Origin of the sequence: Phyllobacterium pellucidum, assembly GCF_013327855.1 — a bacterium.
Classification (GTDB): Bacteria; Pseudomonadota; Alphaproteobacteria; order Rhizobiales; family Rhizobiaceae; genus Phyllobacterium; species Phyllobacterium pellucidum.
Map to the genome: position 1 here is coordinate 226,132 of NZ_JABUMX010000005.1, position 15,124 is coordinate 241,255.

General features: G+C 57.4%; 18 protein-coding genes and 1 pseudogene. 8 read left to right on the forward strand and 11 right to left on the reverse strand.

Features of this window, described 5'->3' with window-relative positions:
• Positions 1–240: 240 nt before the first annotated feature.
• A complete protein-coding gene (locus tag HQ945_RS19400) occupies positions 241–1,287 on the reverse strand; it encodes a DUF3095 family protein (RefSeq protein WP_113281079.1) in 1,047 nt (348 codons plus the stop codon).
• A 77-nt stretch (positions 1,288–1,364) separates the two neighbouring features.
• On the reverse strand, positions 1,365–1,760 hold the full coding sequence (locus HQ945_RS19405) for an Ohr family peroxiredoxin (protein ID WP_113281078.1): 396 nt from the start codon (positions 1,758–1,760) through the stop codon (positions 1,365–1,367).
• Positions 1,761–1,905: 145 nt separating this feature from the next.
• Between HQ945_RS19405 and HQ945_RS19410 the strand changes: the two genes are divergently transcribed.
• The 7 genes from HQ945_RS19410 to HQ945_RS19440 all read left to right on the forward strand — a co-directional run bounded on the left by HQ945_RS19410 (position 1,906) and on the right by HQ945_RS19440 (position 6,343).
• Positions 1,906–2,439, forward strand: coding sequence for a MarR family winged helix-turn-helix transcriptional regulator (locus HQ945_RS19410; RefSeq protein WP_113281077.1), 534 nt, complete (start codon positions 1,906–1,908; stop codon positions 2,437–2,439).
• Between the two features lie 112 nt (positions 2,440–2,551).
• Positions 2,552–2,785: an AbrB/MazE/SpoVT family DNA-binding domain-containing protein gene (locus tag HQ945_RS19415; protein WP_113281076.1), complete on the forward strand. Its 234-nt coding sequence runs from the start codon at positions 2,552–2,554 to the stop codon at positions 2,783–2,785.
• A complete protein-coding gene (locus HQ945_RS19420) occupies positions 2,782–3,186 on the forward strand; it encodes a PIN domain-containing protein (RefSeq protein WP_113281075.1) in 405 nt (134 codons plus the stop codon). Before HQ945_RS19415 ends, HQ945_RS19420 begins: the two co-directional genes overlap by 4 nt.
• Positions 3,187–3,311: 125 nt before the next feature.
• Entirely contained in the window at positions 3,312–4,067 is a 756-nt protein-coding gene (locus tag HQ945_RS19425) for an SDR family oxidoreductase (RefSeq protein ID WP_113281074.1), read from the forward strand.
• Positions 4,068–4,137: 70 nt separating this feature from the next.
• The gene (locus HQ945_RS19430; protein ID WP_091951692.1) at positions 4,138–4,518 is read left to right on the forward strand and encodes a cupin domain-containing protein; all 381 of its coding nucleotides are present in this window, start codon (positions 4,138–4,140) and stop codon (positions 4,516–4,518) included.
• 46 nt (positions 4,519–4,564) lie between these two features.
• Positions 4,565–5,833: a cytochrome b gene (locus tag HQ945_RS19435; RefSeq protein WP_113281073.1), complete on the forward strand. Its 1,269-nt coding sequence runs from the start codon at positions 4,565–4,567 to the stop codon at positions 5,831–5,833.
• 222 nt (positions 5,834–6,055) lie between these two features.
• Positions 6,056–6,343 carry a glycine zipper 2TM domain-containing protein gene (locus HQ945_RS19440; RefSeq protein WP_113281072.1) on the forward strand — a complete coding sequence of 96 codons (288 nt, stop codon included), beginning with the start codon at positions 6,056–6,058 and terminating at the stop codon, positions 6,341–6,343.
• A 14-nt stretch (positions 6,344–6,357) separates the two neighbouring features.
• Here the strand turns inward: HQ945_RS19440 and HQ945_RS19445 are convergent, their stop codons facing one another.
• Genes HQ945_RS19445 through HQ945_RS19475 form a run of 7 tightly spaced genes read right to left on the reverse strand, consistent with a single transcriptional unit; the run spans position 6,358 to position 11,879 of the window.
• Positions 6,358–9,438, reverse strand: coding sequence for a proton-conducting transporter transmembrane domain-containing protein (locus HQ945_RS19445; RefSeq protein ID WP_113281071.1), 3,081 nt, complete (start codon positions 9,436–9,438; stop codon positions 6,358–6,360).
• The gene (locus HQ945_RS19450) at positions 9,432–9,800 is read right to left on the reverse strand and encodes a sodium:proton antiporter (RefSeq protein ID WP_113281070.1); all 369 of its coding nucleotides are present in this window, start codon (positions 9,798–9,800) and stop codon (positions 9,432–9,434) included. Before HQ945_RS19450 ends, HQ945_RS19445 begins: the two co-directional genes overlap by 7 nt.
• A 21-nt stretch (positions 9,801–9,821) precedes the next feature.
• Positions 9,822–10,505: a hydrogen gas-evolving membrane-bound hydrogenase subunit E gene (gene mbhE / locus HQ945_RS19455; protein WP_113281069.1), complete on the reverse strand. Its 684-nt coding sequence runs from the start codon at positions 10,503–10,505 to the stop codon at positions 9,822–9,824.
• The gene (mnhG, locus tag HQ945_RS19460) at positions 10,502–10,846 is read right to left on the reverse strand and encodes a monovalent cation/H(+) antiporter subunit G (RefSeq protein ID WP_113281068.1); all 345 of its coding nucleotides are present in this window, start codon (positions 10,844–10,846) and stop codon (positions 10,502–10,504) included. Before mnhG ends, mbhE begins: the two co-directional genes overlap by 4 nt.
• A complete protein-coding gene (locus tag HQ945_RS19465; protein ID WP_027232785.1) occupies positions 10,843–11,088 on the reverse strand; it encodes a Na(+)/H(+) antiporter subunit B in 246 nt (81 codons plus the stop codon). The genes mnhG and HQ945_RS19465 overlap by 4 nt, the downstream gene beginning before the upstream one ends.
• A 4-nt stretch (positions 11,089–11,092) precedes the next feature.
• Positions 11,093–11,353 (reverse strand): MrpF/PhaF family protein, encoded by a 261-nt coding sequence (locus tag HQ945_RS19470; RefSeq protein ID WP_113281067.1) that lies wholly within the window; start codon positions 11,351–11,353, stop codon positions 11,093–11,095.
• Complete coding sequence (locus HQ945_RS19475; protein WP_174208419.1) at positions 11,346–11,879, reverse strand: Na+/H+ antiporter subunit E; 534 nt, start codon at positions 11,877–11,879, stop codon at positions 11,346–11,348. The genes HQ945_RS19470 and HQ945_RS19475 overlap by 8 nt, the downstream gene beginning before the upstream one ends.
• A gap of 290 nt (positions 11,880–12,169) precedes the next feature.
• On the opposite strand from HQ945_RS19475, the gene HQ945_RS19480 reads away from it, so the two are divergent.
• Positions 12,170–13,600, forward strand: a complete 1,431-nt coding sequence (locus tag HQ945_RS19480; RefSeq protein WP_113281064.1) for a basic amino acid/polyamine antiporter — start codon at positions 12,170–12,172, stop codon at positions 13,598–13,600.
• 60 nt (positions 13,601–13,660) lie between these two features.
• Here HQ945_RS19480 and arcA read toward each other — a convergent pair whose 3' ends face one another.
• Positions 13,661–14,923, reverse strand: coding sequence for an arginine deiminase (gene arcA, locus HQ945_RS19485; RefSeq protein ID WP_091951636.1), 1,263 nt, complete (start codon positions 14,921–14,923; stop codon positions 13,661–13,663).
• A gap of 21 nt (positions 14,924–14,944) precedes the next feature.
• Positions 14,945–15,124, reverse strand: a pseudogene (locus HQ945_RS19490) (arginine-ornithine antiporter); the annotation flags it as partial.

A 15,124-nucleotide genomic window follows, 5' to 3' on the forward strand; every position in this document is an offset into this window, starting at 1 on the left:
AACAGAGAGACATGTCCTTCACGTGATACGCTTAAGATTACGCCGGTAGCATCTCATGCACTCTGAAGATGTGGCCCGTGCGAAAATCACCACGCCGCGATGCCAACAACAGGAATGAACGGCGTGCGTGCGGGATCGATGATCCTTTGCAAACATATCCACCGACAAGTACGTTACGGTAACATCGCTTGCCTTGGCGCTTGTATCGACGCGCCGATGGCGGTCGTCCCAACCCGGTGACTAACCCCTGCCCGATGTTGACGTTTCACGGCGCTCAGCTGCTTCCAGCATCTGCGCCGCCTTGGTATAGCCCCCGCCCAATCCGTCGAGGAAATGCAAATGCGAATTGGGCTGTCCCGATGGTACCAGACAGGTCATCAGGGCATGCGACTGTCGATGCAGTCCGAAGTTGATTTCGCCGCGCGCCCTTGCCTCGATGAGCAAGGCTTCCACTGTCTCGATTTGTTCGGTTGTGCAATCCAGCGTCAGGCGCAACCCATCGTCAAACTTGCGGAAATCGGAATTGGAAGCGATCTCCGCCCACATTTTCGCATCGATGTATTTCTTGCTGTCCCTTGGGATGCCTATCTCCTCGGGAAGCGGATGAGAGCGGCGCGAACCGGTATCGAAGACTGCAAGGACCGCTCGCGCGACCTTGGCGAAGGCTTCGGGGTGCGTATTTTCCGACGGCTCTACCAGAAGTGACAGGATCTTCCCTCGCCGGCTGGGAAAGGGTGTCCAGTCACAGGTAAGTCCAGACAGGTCAGGCTTGGTCTTGTCTGTACCCTGCTCGACGAGAAAACGCCCGCTCTTGATTTGCTGCTCGGCCCATTTCACCCCGCCTCCGGCAAACATCGCATAGGTGGCCTGTTCCGACGCCGCGTAGCGGGCGATTCTGACATCGCGTCCAGCGGCGCGAATGTCTCCTATAGGCACTAGACCAGTTCGCAACTTGAGATTGAGATCGCTTTGCGCAAATCTTGAGACCTGCCGCATCACCGATGTTGCGATCCTATGGCCGTGTGGCGGCAATGCGAAAGCGGCTCCGTCGCCCCGAAACACAAACGGAAAATCGAACGACTCCCAAGCATTTCCGAGCGCGGCTATGATCGTCGCCCCGGCGTAGTTTACGTCTTCATATCGCCCTGACCCGATCGCAGAGGTTGAATCGATGACGTCCGTTATTCCGATGATCCAATCGTCCGGCAAAGCCTCATAGATGGCGGGGTCCAGCACGCGCGAAAACTCGCTGTAGGCCGGGCTTGACCTTCCATAGTCATCGATCATCGAACGCGCTCCTGTTGGGATGTCACTTTTACCAAAGTGGTCGGCCCGCCATGTTTGAACAGACCGGCCGATCTGCCTCATAGGAGTTTGGTCGCGACTTCAATATTGCCGTGCACCGCCTTGGAATAGGGGCAAATCGAATGAGCCGCTTCGAGCAACTCTTCGGCTAGAGCGCGGTCGATTCCCGGCACGCTTACATTGAGTCGCGCCCGGAGAAAATAGGAGCCCTCATCGACATTCAGGTCGATTTCGGCGTCAACTTCCGTTGCTGCTGGAAGCTTGATATTCCTTTGGGCGGCGGCGACCTCAATCGCTCCCATGTAGCAAGCGGACCAAGCGGCGCCGAACAGATTTTCGGCGGCAGGATGCGGCTGCGGAACCTTGAGATCTAGCTTGCCGTCGCTGCTGCGCGTATTGCCGTCGCGCCCGCTCGTGTTATGGGTCTTTCCAGTAAAAAGGAGCTTCTCGGTCATCGTCAAATCCTCGTGTTATTACATCGTATCCGATCCTTTCGGATGCGATGTAAATAGTCAGATGCAACCCTGATGTCAATACCATTGCGATTTAATCGTATGCGATCTATATAGGATTAATCCAAATTATGTCCCAGGAGGCGTCATGTCTGTTTCGAAAGCCAAAGCCCCGGACTTAACCGCGCCCTCTTCCACGGTGCCCGCCGACGAGCGTCGACAGCTGTCGAATTTTCTGTGTTTCGCAGTTTACTCGGCAAATTTGGCGTTTGGCCGTGCATACAAACCCATTCTCGACAAGCTTGGCCTGACCTATACCCAGTATATCGCTCTGGTCGCGCTTTCTGAAGGGGACGATCTGACCGTTGGCGCGCTTGGTGAGAAATTATTTCTCGAATCCAATACGCTGACGCCCATTCTCAAGAAACTCGAGACAACAGGCTATCTGCAACGTCGCCGCGATCCAGCGGACGAACGGCAGGTGCGCGTGAGCCTACTGCCTGCCGGACGGAAACTTCTCGATAAGATTCCTGCCGCGTCGGTTGTTGACGCCACCGGACTTGGTGAGGATTTTCCAGAAGTGCAGAAATCGGTGACGAAACTGCGCGACAACCTTTTGCGGGCGACGCAAGGCCGCAGCGGCAGGGCGTCAGCGGACGATGACCGTAAATCCGGCACATAGAGTGTGTCGATGATCCGCACGTGGCGCGTGGCGCCATAGGCTCCACTGACCGCTTGAATCCCCTGCCCAAAAGTAATACCTTCTACGACAAGAGCATTACCAGAGGCACAGAATGACCACCACCGTGACGACGAAAGGGCAAGTTACGATCCCCAAGCCCGTGCGTGACTTCCTGGGAATCGGGCCGGGCAGCAAGGTCGATTTCCACCGCGCGGTCGATGGCAGCGTCGTCATTACCCGCGCAGACAACAAGCAGCCGAAGAGCCGCTTTGGGAGCCTGCGCGGCCACGCTGGTTCGGGTCTCGATACGGATGCGATCCTTGCCCTCACCCGCGGTGAGAAGTGATCCTCGTTGATACCAATGTGTTGCTCGATCTTGTCACCAACGACCCGAAATGGGCCGACTGGTCGATCGCGCAGTTGGAGGCCGCGTCGTTGCGGGGCCCCCTGCTGATCAACGACGTTGTCTACGCCGAACTTGCGGTTCGCTACAATCGCATCGAACACCTCGACGCATTCATTGATGAGGCCGGACTGGAAATAATACCGATCCCGAGAGAAGCACTCTTCCTTGCCGGTAAAGTCTTCATGCAATATCGCAAGGCAGGTGGGGCCCGCACAGGCGTGCTGCCTGACTTTTTCATAGGGGCCCAGGCGGCCGTGGCCCGGTTGACTTTGCTTACGCGTGACGTCGGACGATACCGTACCTACTTTCCAACACTGACGCTGGTGACACCCGGCAGCTAGATCACTCCTATAATTAGGCATGATGCTGCTAACCAATGCGGTTAGGTCGCTACGCCCCGCGTATTATAGAATGATTTTGTCTCTCCATTCATTGTCGAAAACGCCGACAACGAAGGAGATAGGTTATGAAGATTGTCATTATTGGTGGGACCGGGCTCATAGGGTCGAAGACCGCGCTACGCCTGCGCAACAGGGGACACGAGGTGCTCGCCGTGTCGCCAAACACCGGTGTGAACACCATCACAGGTGAAGGCCTGGCGGAAGCGCTCGTCGGCGCCGAGGTCGTCGTCGACCTGGCAAACGCGCCTTCATGGGAAGACAAGGCTGTGCTTGAGTTCTTCGAAACGTCGGGCCGCAACCTTCTCGCCGCCGCAGCCAAGGCCGGCGTAAAGCACCACGTCGCCCTGTCGATCGTCGGAACGGAACGGCTGCCCGAAAATGGCTATTTCAGGGCCAAACTTGCCCAGGAAAAACTCATCAAGGAATCGCCAATTCCATACACGATCGTCCATTCCACCCAGTTTTTTGAATTCCTGAAGGGCATCGCCGATGAGGCGACAGTCGGCACCGTCGCTCGTCTTTCTCCCGCAGCTTTCCAGCCCATCGCCTCGGACGACGTTGCCGATGTGATGGCCGATGTAGCCACCAGCAAGCCCCTCAACGGAACGATGGAAATTGCCGGCCCCGAGCGCGCGCCCATGAACGCGATTATTGCCCGGTATCTGCAAGCCGCCAACGATCCTCGAACGGTCGAGGCAGACGTGCATGCGCGCTATTTTGGGTCTGAGCTCAACGACCAGTCGATCGTGCCTGGCGAGGGTGCACGGATCGGCAAGATCACCTTCCAGGACTGGTTCCGCCAGGCTCAACAGCCAAAGTAAGCCACCCGTCTATTTGCGTTCAACAACTTAAGGGATCACGACAATGAAATCAGCTTTGTTGAGGCTATTTGTGTCCGCCGCCATTTGTCTCGTTGGCACCTTGCCGTCGGTCGCCGCTGGCGACACTGCAAAAGTCACGCCGCTCATGAAAAAGGACCTCCCGAACTATCCCGGCAAGGAGGGCTTGATGATCTCGGTCGAATATGGCCCGGGAGGCTCATCACCTATTCACAAACACGAAGCAAATGCGTTCGTCTATGTGCTCGAGGGTTCAATCGTGATGCAGGTCAAGGGAGAAAAGGAAGTCACCGTGTCGCCGGGCGAGACCTTCTACGAGAGTCCTGACGACATTCACCTGATCAGCCGCAATGCCAGCAAGACCAAACCGGCGAAATTCATCGTCGTGCTGCTGAAGAAAAAGGATGCCCCGGTTGTCATGCCGGTGAAATGACCTGCGCGAGACACAACGCTGAAGTTGAGCTAACGGGAGAAATGCGATGCGGGGTGTGGGTTCGCCGTATACGCCAAAGACAGGCATCGAGCGCTGGCTGGATGCCCGCATGCCGCTGCCCCGGCTGGTGTACGATTCGTTCATCATCTACCCGGTCCCGCGCAATCTCAACTACGCCTATTCCTTCGGCGGCATTCTCACCGTCATGCTGGTTTCGCAGATCCTGACCGGCGTCGTCCTGGCGATGCATTATGCTCCCAATACTGTACTGGCCTTCGATTCAGTCGAAAAGATCATGCGTGACGTGAATTCCGGCTGGCTGTTGCGCTATCTGCATTCGAACGGTGCGTCGTTCTTCTTCATCGCAGTCTATATCCACATCGGCAGGGGTCTTTACTATGGCTCCTTCAAGTCGCCGCGCGAGCTTCTGTGGGTCCTCGGCTGCACCAACTTCCTGTTGATGATGGCGACGGCCTTCATGGGCTACGTGCTGCCCTGGGGACAGATGTCGTTCTGGGGCGCCACCGTCATCACCAACTTCTTCACCGCCATACCGGTGGCAGGCCAGTGGATACAGCAGCTGTTGTTGGGAGGTTTCGCCGTCGACAATCCCACCCTCAACCGCTTCTTTGCGCTGCACTACTTGCTGCCATTCATGCTTGTCGGCGTGGTGACCTTGCATATCTGGGCGCTGCACGTGGTCGGCCAGAACAATCCGATCGGCATTGACGTCAAGTCGAGCGCCGACGTCGTTGACTTTACGCCCCACGCAACGGTTAAGGACGCGCTGGGAATTGTCGTTTTCTCGCTCGTATTGGCCTATTTCGTCTTCTATATGCCGAACTTTCTCGGCCATCCGGACAATTACACGGTTGCCGAACCACTGAAGACGCCGGCACATATCGTACCTGAATGGTACTTCCTCCCGTTCTACGCCATCCTGCGCGCCATCACGTTCAGCATTGGACCGATCGATTCCAAGCTCGGCGGCGTATTGGCCATGTTTGCCGCCATCGCAGTGCTGTTTTTCGTACCGTGGCTCGATACGTCAAAGGTGCGCTCGGCGGTATACCGTCCTTGGTACAGGCTGTTCTTTGCACTCTTCGTCGCCAACGGCCTCTTCCTCGGCTGGCTGGGCTCTCGGCCGCCGGAAGGCGCTTACGTCATCCTGTCCCAGTTCGCGACGCTTTACTATTTCGCATTCTTCATCGTCATCATGCCGCTGCTGGGGCTCATCGAGACGCCGCGTCGACTGCCGAATTCGATAACCGAAGCTGTCCTCGAGCAAACAAGGCAGGCAGCAGATCCGGACTGAAGATATAAATCTCAATAGACCTTGGCGATGCGCCAACCCGGGCGCATGTCGTGGGCGGCTGGCCTGTCAAGTTTACGGTGACTTTGCCGAGAATCCGCAGACTAGGCCTGGCGTCCATTTCTTCGGTATGCGTGGCTCGGGGAAAGCGATCCTTGTTGACGTTGGCGCTTCCTGAACATTGAACTCACTGGCGAACGAAACGAATTTGTCGAGGAGGTCGTCATGAAATCGTTGAATGTGGCCATTCTTGTTTTAAGCGCAACTGCACTGCTTTCGGCCTGCGCCACGAACGAACAGGATCGTCGTGCAGGGACTGGCGCGGTGGTCGGTGCGGGCGTCGGCGCCGTTGCCGGTCAAGCCATCGGCAACAATACGCGCAGCACCGTGGGTGGCGCTGCTGGTGGTGCCCTCCTTGGCGCTGTCGTCGGTACAGCATCGACGCCAAGCCAGGACCGGAGCAAGTGCCGTTATCGGCGCAGCGACGGCACGATCTTCATCGCGCCCTGCTGAGCGCAGATCGGCCGCTAAAGGCCGATCGTCCCGACCGCAATAATGACGATGACATACCAAAGGACGCATAGGCAGTAGGTCTGGCCGTTTCCGGTATAGACCTTTCTGACCCAGTCCGCGGCGCCTAGCGTCAACGCCGACACACCGCGCCAGAATGTGATCGCGACCGGCTTCAACACGCGCGCAAGCGTCCGCTGATAGAATGCGTAAAAGACTGCGACGCCCGTCGTCGGGGTCCTGCGGTAGCCGTATACGTAGCGAAGCCAGACCACGAAGAAGAGGACCGCGGCAAGCGCCACCGTTATCGCCATGACGGGTAGCGGATTCCAGTAACCGTAAATGGTTTCGAGCGACATGCCTTCCCACACCAGCGTCGATGCAAATGTCGGGTCGATCGCCGCGGATACTGGCTCCATGAAGATCTTCGGGAAAAAGGTCAAAGCCAGTATGGCTGCGACCAGCACATACTGCGGCATCAGCAACGCCAGGGGCGCTTCCTGAATAGCGTCAAGTCCGGCCCTTCGCTCCCCGAGAAAAACCGAATAGGCCAGGCGGAACATGTAGAGGAAGCCGACGAACGTCGCGACGACAGCCATCGCTGCCAGTCCGTACCAGCTCTTCTCCACCAGAGCGCTGAGCAGCAGCCATTTTCCACCGAAACCGGCAAGCGGCGGCAGGCCTGACATGGAGATGAGAGCCGTGGCGACGGCCGCAAAAGTGAAAGGCATGTTGCGCACCAATCCGCCGCTTCCATCGATCAGACGCGTTCCGGTTCGCAGGATGATGCCGGCTGCAGCGAGGAACAAGATGCCTTTCACCATCAGGTGGTTGGCGATGAGATAAAGCGCTGTGACCCAGCCGAGATGGCTCATCAATGCGATGGCAGTGACAATATAGCCGAGCTGACTCATGCTCGAATAGGCCAGCATGCGTTTCACGTCATTCTGCTGCAACGCCATTAGAGCGCCGAATACGGTTGTCAGCAGGCCGACCCAACCCACGACATGCGCCATGTCGAGCCCGATCTGCGAGCGAATGGCGAGATAGGTGACTGAAAACAGTCCAAAGATGGCGACCTTGCTGACGACAGCTGACAACATCGCCGAAAGGTCGTCGTCGGCTTCCGCATAGGCGCCCGGCAGCCAGACATGGACACCAGCGGCACCCGCCTTAATGAGGAAGCCGATTGCCAGCAGGACGAATGCCGGCCAGGCATCCTTTCCGGCTGCGCCAAATGCAGCAAGATCCATCGTACCATTGGCGGCAGCGGCAATGGCGAAGCCAGTGAGCAGGCAGAAGGCCGAGGCAATGGAGAACAACAGGAATGGCAGCGCGTAAGCACGTGCGCCGCGGGCGATCAGGAAATAGGACGCGAGCGTGATCATCTCCCAGCTGAAGAAAAATTCGAGGCTGGTTTTCGTCCGCAGAAGCGCTGCGATGGAAAGCAGCAGGAGCGCCATGAGTGGAAAGTAACCTTGGCGAGGATCGGCGCGATAAAGACTTGCCGCAGCGACGACCAAACCGCCTGCAAGGAGCAGAATCGCAAACAGCCGGCTTATGCCCACTGCGGGAGAAATGATCCAGGCGCCCACGACAAGAACGAGGACGAGCATCAACACGGATTTCAATCGGCCCGGAAGCCGGTCGAGCAGACAGAGAAAGCCCGCCCCGCAAAGCGGCGCAAACATCCAGAGGGAGGCGGCACCCGAAAGGCTTGCCGCGATATAGCCGGAAACGCAGAGAAGCAGGGCACACATTCCCGCCGGTACGAGATGACCGGGCGAGACGTCCACCATCTCCACTTCCGGCGCGGCGCGGGTCGCCTGCTTGAACCAGCGGAACATATACGCGATCTCGAAAAGCGACCCGACCAGAATGACGGCGATCCATCCATACTGCCCGGCATTGGCCACTCTCATGACCAGTTCCCATTTGGACCAGAACCCTGGAAAAGGCGGAAGGCCGCCAATGGCAAGGAGCAGCATGGCGAAGACCAGCAGAAGTAGCGGACGTCCGGCGATGGCAGCCCAGCCATTGACCTTATCCCGGTCGACAGCGCCCGCGAGAAAGAAGAGACCGGCCTTTGCAAAGAGGTGATTGACGAAGAGACCGCCGACCACGAGCGGCATCGACGCGTCGGAGCCAAGCTGCCGCATCAGCGCAAGCGCGAGGGTCAACAATCCCATTTGTGCGATGGACGAATAGCCGAGGATGCGCTGAACATTCGTCTGGCGTAGCCCTGCAAGGTTGGAGAACAGAAACGTGGCGCCGCCCGAAACCGCAATGATTGTGAGAAAATTGTCAAAAAGCGGCAGCAGTTTGAACAGGGCAAAGAACACGCCTGCCGAAACCACACCGGAAACGAGCGCTGCAATGCCGCTCGACGCTGACTCGTACACATCGAGGCCCCAGCCATTGGCTGGAAACGGCTTCAATTCGATAAGAAGGCAGGCGAGCACGAGCAGAAGTGCCGTCGTTCCGATCGGGCCCGCTATCTGGTCACGGTGAACGATCAGGTCATCGATGTTGAGTGTGCCGGTCACATGATAAAGCAGCACGGTGCCAAGCAGGAAAAAGGTCGATGCAAGCACAGTCGCCAGAATGTATTTGAAGCCGGCGGCGAGCGCGGCGGGGGTCCCGTCGAAGCCCAAGAGGCCATAGGTCGCGATCGATACAATTTCCAGGAACACGAATAAGTTGAACAGATCGCGCGTCATCACCATGCCGTTCACGCCCATGATCAGGAGCAGAAAGAGCAACAGGGCTGCGTAACTTTGACGGAGCTGGCCCCACAGATGCCAGGCAGCCAGAAGCCCGACAATGTTGATGCTGAAGGCACAGATGGCTTCCCAAGGGCCAATGCGTAGATTGATCGAATAGGGTGGCACATTGCCGGCCGTAAAACTCTCCAGCGCAGGCTGACCATGATAAACCGCCCACAGGCAGGCAGCGCTGATGGCTGTCATCCCAACAAGTGCAAGGCCGAAAGCGACCGCGGGCAAAGGCTTGGCGATCCGGTAAAGCAGCGGGATAAGAAAGCTGCCGCCAAGGCCGAACAGGAAAATGTTCAGCGGTTGCAACAAGGCCTCTACCATTTCGACTCCGTGAAGGCGTCGATATCAAGCGTCTTCTTTGCATCGTACAGGCGTATCGCAAAGGATAGCATGATCGCAGTGACGGAAAAGCCGATGACGATGGCGGTGACAACAAGCGCGGATGGAACAGGATCCACAGCGTTCGCCGCAGCGTGTGCCTTTTCCAATGCGGCATCGATAATTGGCGCAGTACCTCCGGTCACATATCCGGTTGCCACCATGACGATGTGAATGCCGGTGTCGATCAGCGAAAACCCAATGACGATGCGCAGGATATTGCGGTGGGCAAATATTCCCCAAAATCCGATCAGGATCAAAAGAAACCCCGTAACGAGCAAGATTTGCGAAACCGGCAGTCCCATCAACGTACCTCGCCTGCCATGTCAGCTTCGGAACCGATCTATGACGACACTCAGCTCCGCGCCAACCTTGATGCCAAGCAGTGCCGATACCAGCGGGATCGCCCCAGCGCTGAGGAACGTGCCGAATTTGCCGAGCGGGAGAATGTGGCTGTCGAGAAATCCGCCAGCAAAAACAATGCCGAGCACGCCGATCGAGACATAAATTACGCCTGCCAGCGACTCCGTCACGCTGAGGAAGCCGTGATGGAGTTGGCTGGCCGGGCTCGCCAGCATCAGCAACATGACGCCGGATGCCACCACAGCGCCGCCTTGAAAACCACCGCCCGCTGAAAGATGCCCGTTCATGATCACATAGGCGCCGAAGAGGAAAATGAGCGGCAGGATGACTTCAGCTCCGGTGCGAACGAGTTCGCTGGGTTCGCGCCCTCCGGCACTTGGCGCATCTTGCCCAGTCTTGCTTTTGAGGAGCACGCCAACACTCGCAGCCACCATGAAAAGTACGGCCACTTCCCCGAGCGTGTCGAAGCCACGATAGGTGATCAGGATCCCGGTCACCACATTCGGCGCGCCCAGTTCGCGCGGGACCTGCGTGAGATAATATTCAGCAAGCGGCGATATCGTCTGGCGTTCAATATATCCTGTAATCAGGCCGAAAAAGATCACCCCGAACATGATGACAGCGAGAATGGCGAAGCTTCGCTTCATTGGGCGCCCTTCCCTTTCTGTTCGTTCTCCGCGTCACGCAATGCGTCGGTGAAGGTCGACGCTGCCATTGGAATGCCGATCCTGTGCGCAGCACGCGAAAGTGCGTGGGATGACAGGGGATTCGTCATCAGCACGAAATAGGCAACGATCAGCAGCTTGAGGCTCCAATCAGGGTGGTAAAAGCCCAGCCCGACAAGAACGAGAATGTTGCCGAGTGTCGATGCCTTGGTGCCGGCCTGTATGCGGGTGAAAGCATCGGGCATGCGCAAAAGACCGAGCCCTGCGGAAAAGAGAAAGAATGCACCGGCAAGGATTATGATACTGCCGACCAGTTCCATCATGGCTCTTTCCCGCCATTGGTCTTGCGCATCGTATAGAGGAAGATCAGGGTCGCCAGTCCAGAACCGATCGCCGCCTCTGCCATTGCCACGTCGGGAGCCGCGAGCAATACATAGGAGACGGCGGCAAACAGGCTGGCGAGGCCCGCGCTGATCATCGCGGCGAGCAGGTTGCTGAGCCAAACGGCAAGGACGCCGCTCACAAGGATGCCGGCACAAACGAGGATGACCAGCAGTTCCAGCATGGCGCTACGACCTCCGCTCGAGGTAACGCGCGATCGCAAGCACTGCAAGAAAGCTGAGAAGGCCATAGACGAGCGCCACGTCGACATAGACGAAACGGCCCGACAAGTGGGCGTAAAGGGCGATAAGCGAGATTGAGACAACCGTCAGCATGTCGATGGCAACGATCCTGTCGACGATCGTGCGCCCGATCACGAGCCGGATTATACCGCATGTGATGCTCAGGAAGATCAGGGCACCTGCAATCTTCAGGATGATATCAGCCAAAGACCGCTCCCAGATGTTTCTCGAAGGGCGCTGCGATCATTTCAGTGGCAAGCCCTGGATCGACGGTCTTGACGTCCAGCCAGTGAATGAAAATCACATCGCCTTGGATATCCATGACCAGAGATCCGGGCGTGAGCGCAATTGAGTTGGCAAGAGCCAGACGTCCTATCGGCGATTTGAGCCCCGTATTGATCTTGACGATGCCGGGGTGAATATCGATGCGCGGCGAATAGACATAGCGCAGCATATTCAAATTGGCCTTCACCAACTCCACGAAGAAAACACCGGTATAGGCAATGAAATGGACCACGCTTTTCGGGGTCAGTATCACCTGCCACCAGGTGCCGCTGCGACACATGAAGATCCAGTCGATGACGAGTGCGATTACGGCGCCAGTAAGGACGACCGGAAGCTCGATACTGGCATTCATGATCAGCCAAAGCGCAAACAGCAGCAGCCAGAGGCTGATCGAGCCAAAGGGCGAAGGTGCAACGCCATTGTGTGCTGTACCACGGTCTGAAGCCATCGAAGCGACCCTCGTAGAAAATCGGGATGATCAACAAGCTGGCAGTAGGTATGCCCCGCATTAACCGGTTCTATTATAAGCGAATTTCTAGAGAGAATGCTTTCGAATTGTTGCTGGCTTTTTGGTTTTTATTTGCCGGAGGGACTGCTTTTGTTCTGGCGAATAGTATCCGGTGCAAAGGTTTGGGACTGGATGCCAATCACACCATCGCGGCCGAAAGTTAAAGTGGTTGCGGGGTCGCCTGGCGGCCGGCACGATTCGGCGAAATCAGCATCTGCTTGTGGGGCGAAATGACATCGACATCCGAGACAAAATTCTCCGTATGGGCACTGATGGCCATGGTGGTCGGATCGATGGTCGGCGCCGGCATTTTCTCCCTGCCCCAGGGCTTCGGCCGCGTCACAGGGCCTTTCGGCGCACTGATCGCCTGGTCGATCGCCGGCGTCGGAATGCTCATGCTGGCCTTCGTGTTCCAGGTCCTTTCCCGCCGTAAACCGGACCTTGATGCCGGCATCTACGCATATGCCAAGGCCGGCTTCGGCAATTATCTCGGCTTCCTGTCGGCCCTCGGCTACTGGTCGGCAGCGTGCCTCGGCAATGTTTCGTATTTCGTGCTGATCAAATCGACGCTCGGCCTGTTCTTTCCGGTCTTCGGCGATGGCAATACGGTCATCGCTGTTGTCGCCTCATCCGTCATTCTGTGGAGTTTTCACACGCTGATCCTGAAGGGTGTGAAGGGGGCGGCATCGATCAATACGATCGTCACCTTCGCCAAGATCATACCGATCCTTCTATTCATCGTCTTCGTCATCTACGGCTTCAAGGCAGACGTGTTTGCCCTCAATTTCTGGGGCGGCGAAGACGTCAGTTTCAGCAACATCGCCAGTCAGGTGCGCGGCACTATGTTGGTCACGGTCTTCGTGTTCGTCGGCATCGAAGGCGCAAGCGTTTATTCCCGCTACGCGCGCAACCGCAACGATGTCGGCGTGGCCACGGTTGTTGGCTTCCTCGGCGTGCTTTGCCTTCTCGTCCTCGTTACCATCCTGTCCTATGGCGTGATGTTGCGCACCGATCTTGCCCAGTTGCGCAACCCGTCGATGGCAGGCGTGCTCGAGGCGGTGGTCGGACCCTGGGGCGCGATTTTCGTCAGCTTCGGCCTGCTGATTTCGGTTCTCGGCGCGTATCTATCGTGGGTGCTTCTGGCCGCAGAAATTCTCTTCTCCGCCTCGAAATACGAGACGATGCCGCGGTTTCTCTCCCATGAAAACAAGAATGGAGTGCCGTCGCATGCACTCTGGCTGACCAATATCATCGTGCAGTCGTTTCTGATCATCACGCTTTTTACTGAATATGCGTTTCGCCTCGCGATCGAGTTGACGAGTTCGATGATCCTCATCCCCTATCTGCTCGTGGCAGCCTATGGGTTCAAGCTTGCCTGGACAGGCGAAACCTATGACCGCGATCCCGCCGGCCACCGGACCGACCTGATCAGGGGCTTGGTTGCGCTCGTCTATACTTCAGGTCTCATCTATGCCGCCGGCGCCAAGCATCTTCTGCTCTCGCTTGTACTCTACGGCCCGGGCACGATCCTGTTTATCATGGCGCGGCGCGAGCAGGGCAAAAAGGTCTTTACACCAACAGAAATGATCATGTTTGCCATTGCGGCTCTCGGGGCGGCTATCGCGATTTTCGGCATCGCCACGGGACGCATCACCATCTGAACCAGCAAAAAATGGGCCGCTCCAAGCGGCCCCAGGGATAGTTCAGATAAGTCCGGCTAATCAGTAGTCGACCGGATCGCGGGCGATCGGGCAGGTCATGCAATGGCCGCCGCCCCGGCCACGGCCAAGTTCGGCGCCACTGATGGTGATTACTTCGATGCCTTCCTTGCGCAGCAAGGTATTGGTGTAGGTGTTGCGGTCATAGGCATAAACGACACCCGGCGAAGCGCAAACGAGATTGGCGCCGCTGTCCCACTGCGTGCGTTCGCGCATATAGTCGTTGCCGCCCGTCTCGACGACGCGCATCTTCTTGAGGCCGAGCGCATCGCGTACGGTCTCGACGAACGTGCCCTTATCTTTGTGAAGTTCGACAGTTCCTTCCTTGTCACCGGGGCGATAGGAGAAAGCGTCGATACCGTTGACGATATCCGGATAGAGCAGCACGCAATCGCGGTCGGCAAAGGTGAACACAGTATCGAGGTGCATTGCTGCCCGCAGCTTCGGCATGGCCGCAACGATCACGCGTTCGGCGGCACCTTTTTCGAAAAGCTTGGCCGCGAGCTGGCTGATAGCCTGGCGTGAGGTGCGCTCGCTCATGCCGATAAGAACATTGCCCTTTCCGATGGGCATGACATCGCCGCCTTCGAGCGTGGCGAGACCCCAATCCTCAGTCGGATCGCCCCACCAGACATTGACCTTGCCGGCAAAGCTCGGATGGAACTTGTAGATCGAGGTCGTAAGAATCGTCTCCTCATGGCGCGCAGGCCAGTAGAGCGGGTTCAAGGTAACGCCGCCATAGATCCAGCACGTCGTATCACGGGTATAGAGCGTATTGGGCAGCGGCGGCAGCAGGTATTCGTTGACGCCTGCCGCGTCCCTCACGAGCTTAAGCATCTCGCCGCCATGGGTCTCTGGAAACTCATAGGTGGAAAGGCCGCCAATGAGGGTCTCAGCCAGTTCGCGGTTGGAAAGTCCCTCGAGATAGCTGCGGATTTCGTCCACCAGGCCCAACCCGACCTGATTGACAACAACCTGATTGTCGAGAATCCACTTCTTGCCTTCAGGAACCGCCACGGTTTCAGTAAGGAGATTATGCATTTCCAACACTTCGATACCGCGATCGCGCATCTTGGTGATGAAATCGAAGTGATCGCGCTTGGCGGTATCGACCCAGAGCACGTCGTCGAAGAGCAAGCTGTCGCAATTGCTGGGTGTGAGCCTTTGATGCGCCCGCCCCGGTGCGCATACCATGACCTTACGCAGCTGCCCAACCTCGGAATGGACCCCGAAGTCGCTGGATTGAGTATTTGGAGAAGCTGACATGGTTGTACCTCCCGAGGTAGCTTAAATTGTGATGTAGCCGGATATGAGCCCGATCAGCGCCGCGACGCAGCCGATTGCTGCGGCAGCGAAAATCAGCCAATCGACAGTTGTGTTGAATATGGGCTTGCCGCGTTCGCGGCGGGCCCAGAAATAGAGAATGGTGCCCGGCGCGTAGAGCAGCGCCGAAAGGAGAACGAATTT

Excerpts from the sequence above, each read along its gene's own strand:
- HQ945_RS19400 (WP_113281079.1), bottom strand. The coding sequence starts at position 1,287 with ATGATCGATGACTATGGAAGGTCAAGCCCGGCCTACAGCGAGTTTTCG.
- HQ945_RS19405 (WP_113281078.1), bottom strand. The coding sequence starts at position 1,760 with ATGACCGAGAAGCTCCTTTTTACTGGAAAGACCCATAACACGAGCGGG.
- HQ945_RS19410 (WP_113281077.1), top strand. The coding sequence starts at position 1,906 with ATGTCTGTTTCGAAAGCCAAAGCCCCGGACTTAACCGCGCCCTCTTCC.
- HQ945_RS19415 (WP_113281076.1), top strand. The coding sequence starts at position 2,552 with ATGACCACCACCGTGACGACGAAAGGGCAAGTTACGATCCCCAAGCCC.
- HQ945_RS19425 (WP_113281074.1), top strand. The coding sequence starts at position 3,312 with ATGAAGATTGTCATTATTGGTGGGACCGGGCTCATAGGGTCGAAGACC.
- HQ945_RS19435 (WP_113281073.1), top strand. The coding sequence starts at position 4,565 with ATGCGGGGTGTGGGTTCGCCGTATACGCCAAAGACAGGCATCGAGCGC.
- HQ945_RS19440 (WP_113281072.1), top strand. The coding sequence starts at position 6,056 with ATGAAATCGTTGAATGTGGCCATTCTTGTTTTAAGCGCAACTGCACTG.
- HQ945_RS19445 (WP_113281071.1), bottom strand. The coding sequence starts at position 9,438 with ATGGTAGAGGCCTTGTTGCAACCGCTGAACATTTTCCTGTTCGGCCTT.
- HQ945_RS19450 (WP_113281070.1), bottom strand. The coding sequence starts at position 9,800 with ATGGGACTGCCGGTTTCGCAAATCTTGCTCGTTACGGGGTTTCTTTTG.
- mbhE (WP_113281069.1), bottom strand. The coding sequence starts at position 10,505 with ATGAAGCGAAGCTTCGCCATTCTCGCTGTCATCATGTTCGGGGTGATC.
- mnhG (WP_113281068.1), bottom strand. The coding sequence starts at position 10,846 with ATGATGGAACTGGTCGGCAGTATCATAATCCTTGCCGGTGCATTCTTT.
- HQ945_RS19465 (WP_027232785.1), bottom strand. The coding sequence starts at position 11,088 with ATGCTGGAACTGCTGGTCATCCTCGTTTGTGCCGGCATCCTTGTGAGC.
- HQ945_RS19475 (WP_174208419.1), bottom strand. The coding sequence starts at position 11,879 with ATGGCTTCAGACCGTGGTACAGCACACAATGGCGTTGCACCTTCGCCC.
- HQ945_RS19480 (WP_113281064.1), top strand. The coding sequence starts at position 12,170 with ATGACATCGACATCCGAGACAAAATTCTCCGTATGGGCACTGATGGCC.
- arcA (WP_091951636.1), bottom strand. The coding sequence starts at position 14,923 with ATGTCAGCTTCTCCAAATACTCAATCCAGCGACTTCGGGGTCCATTCC.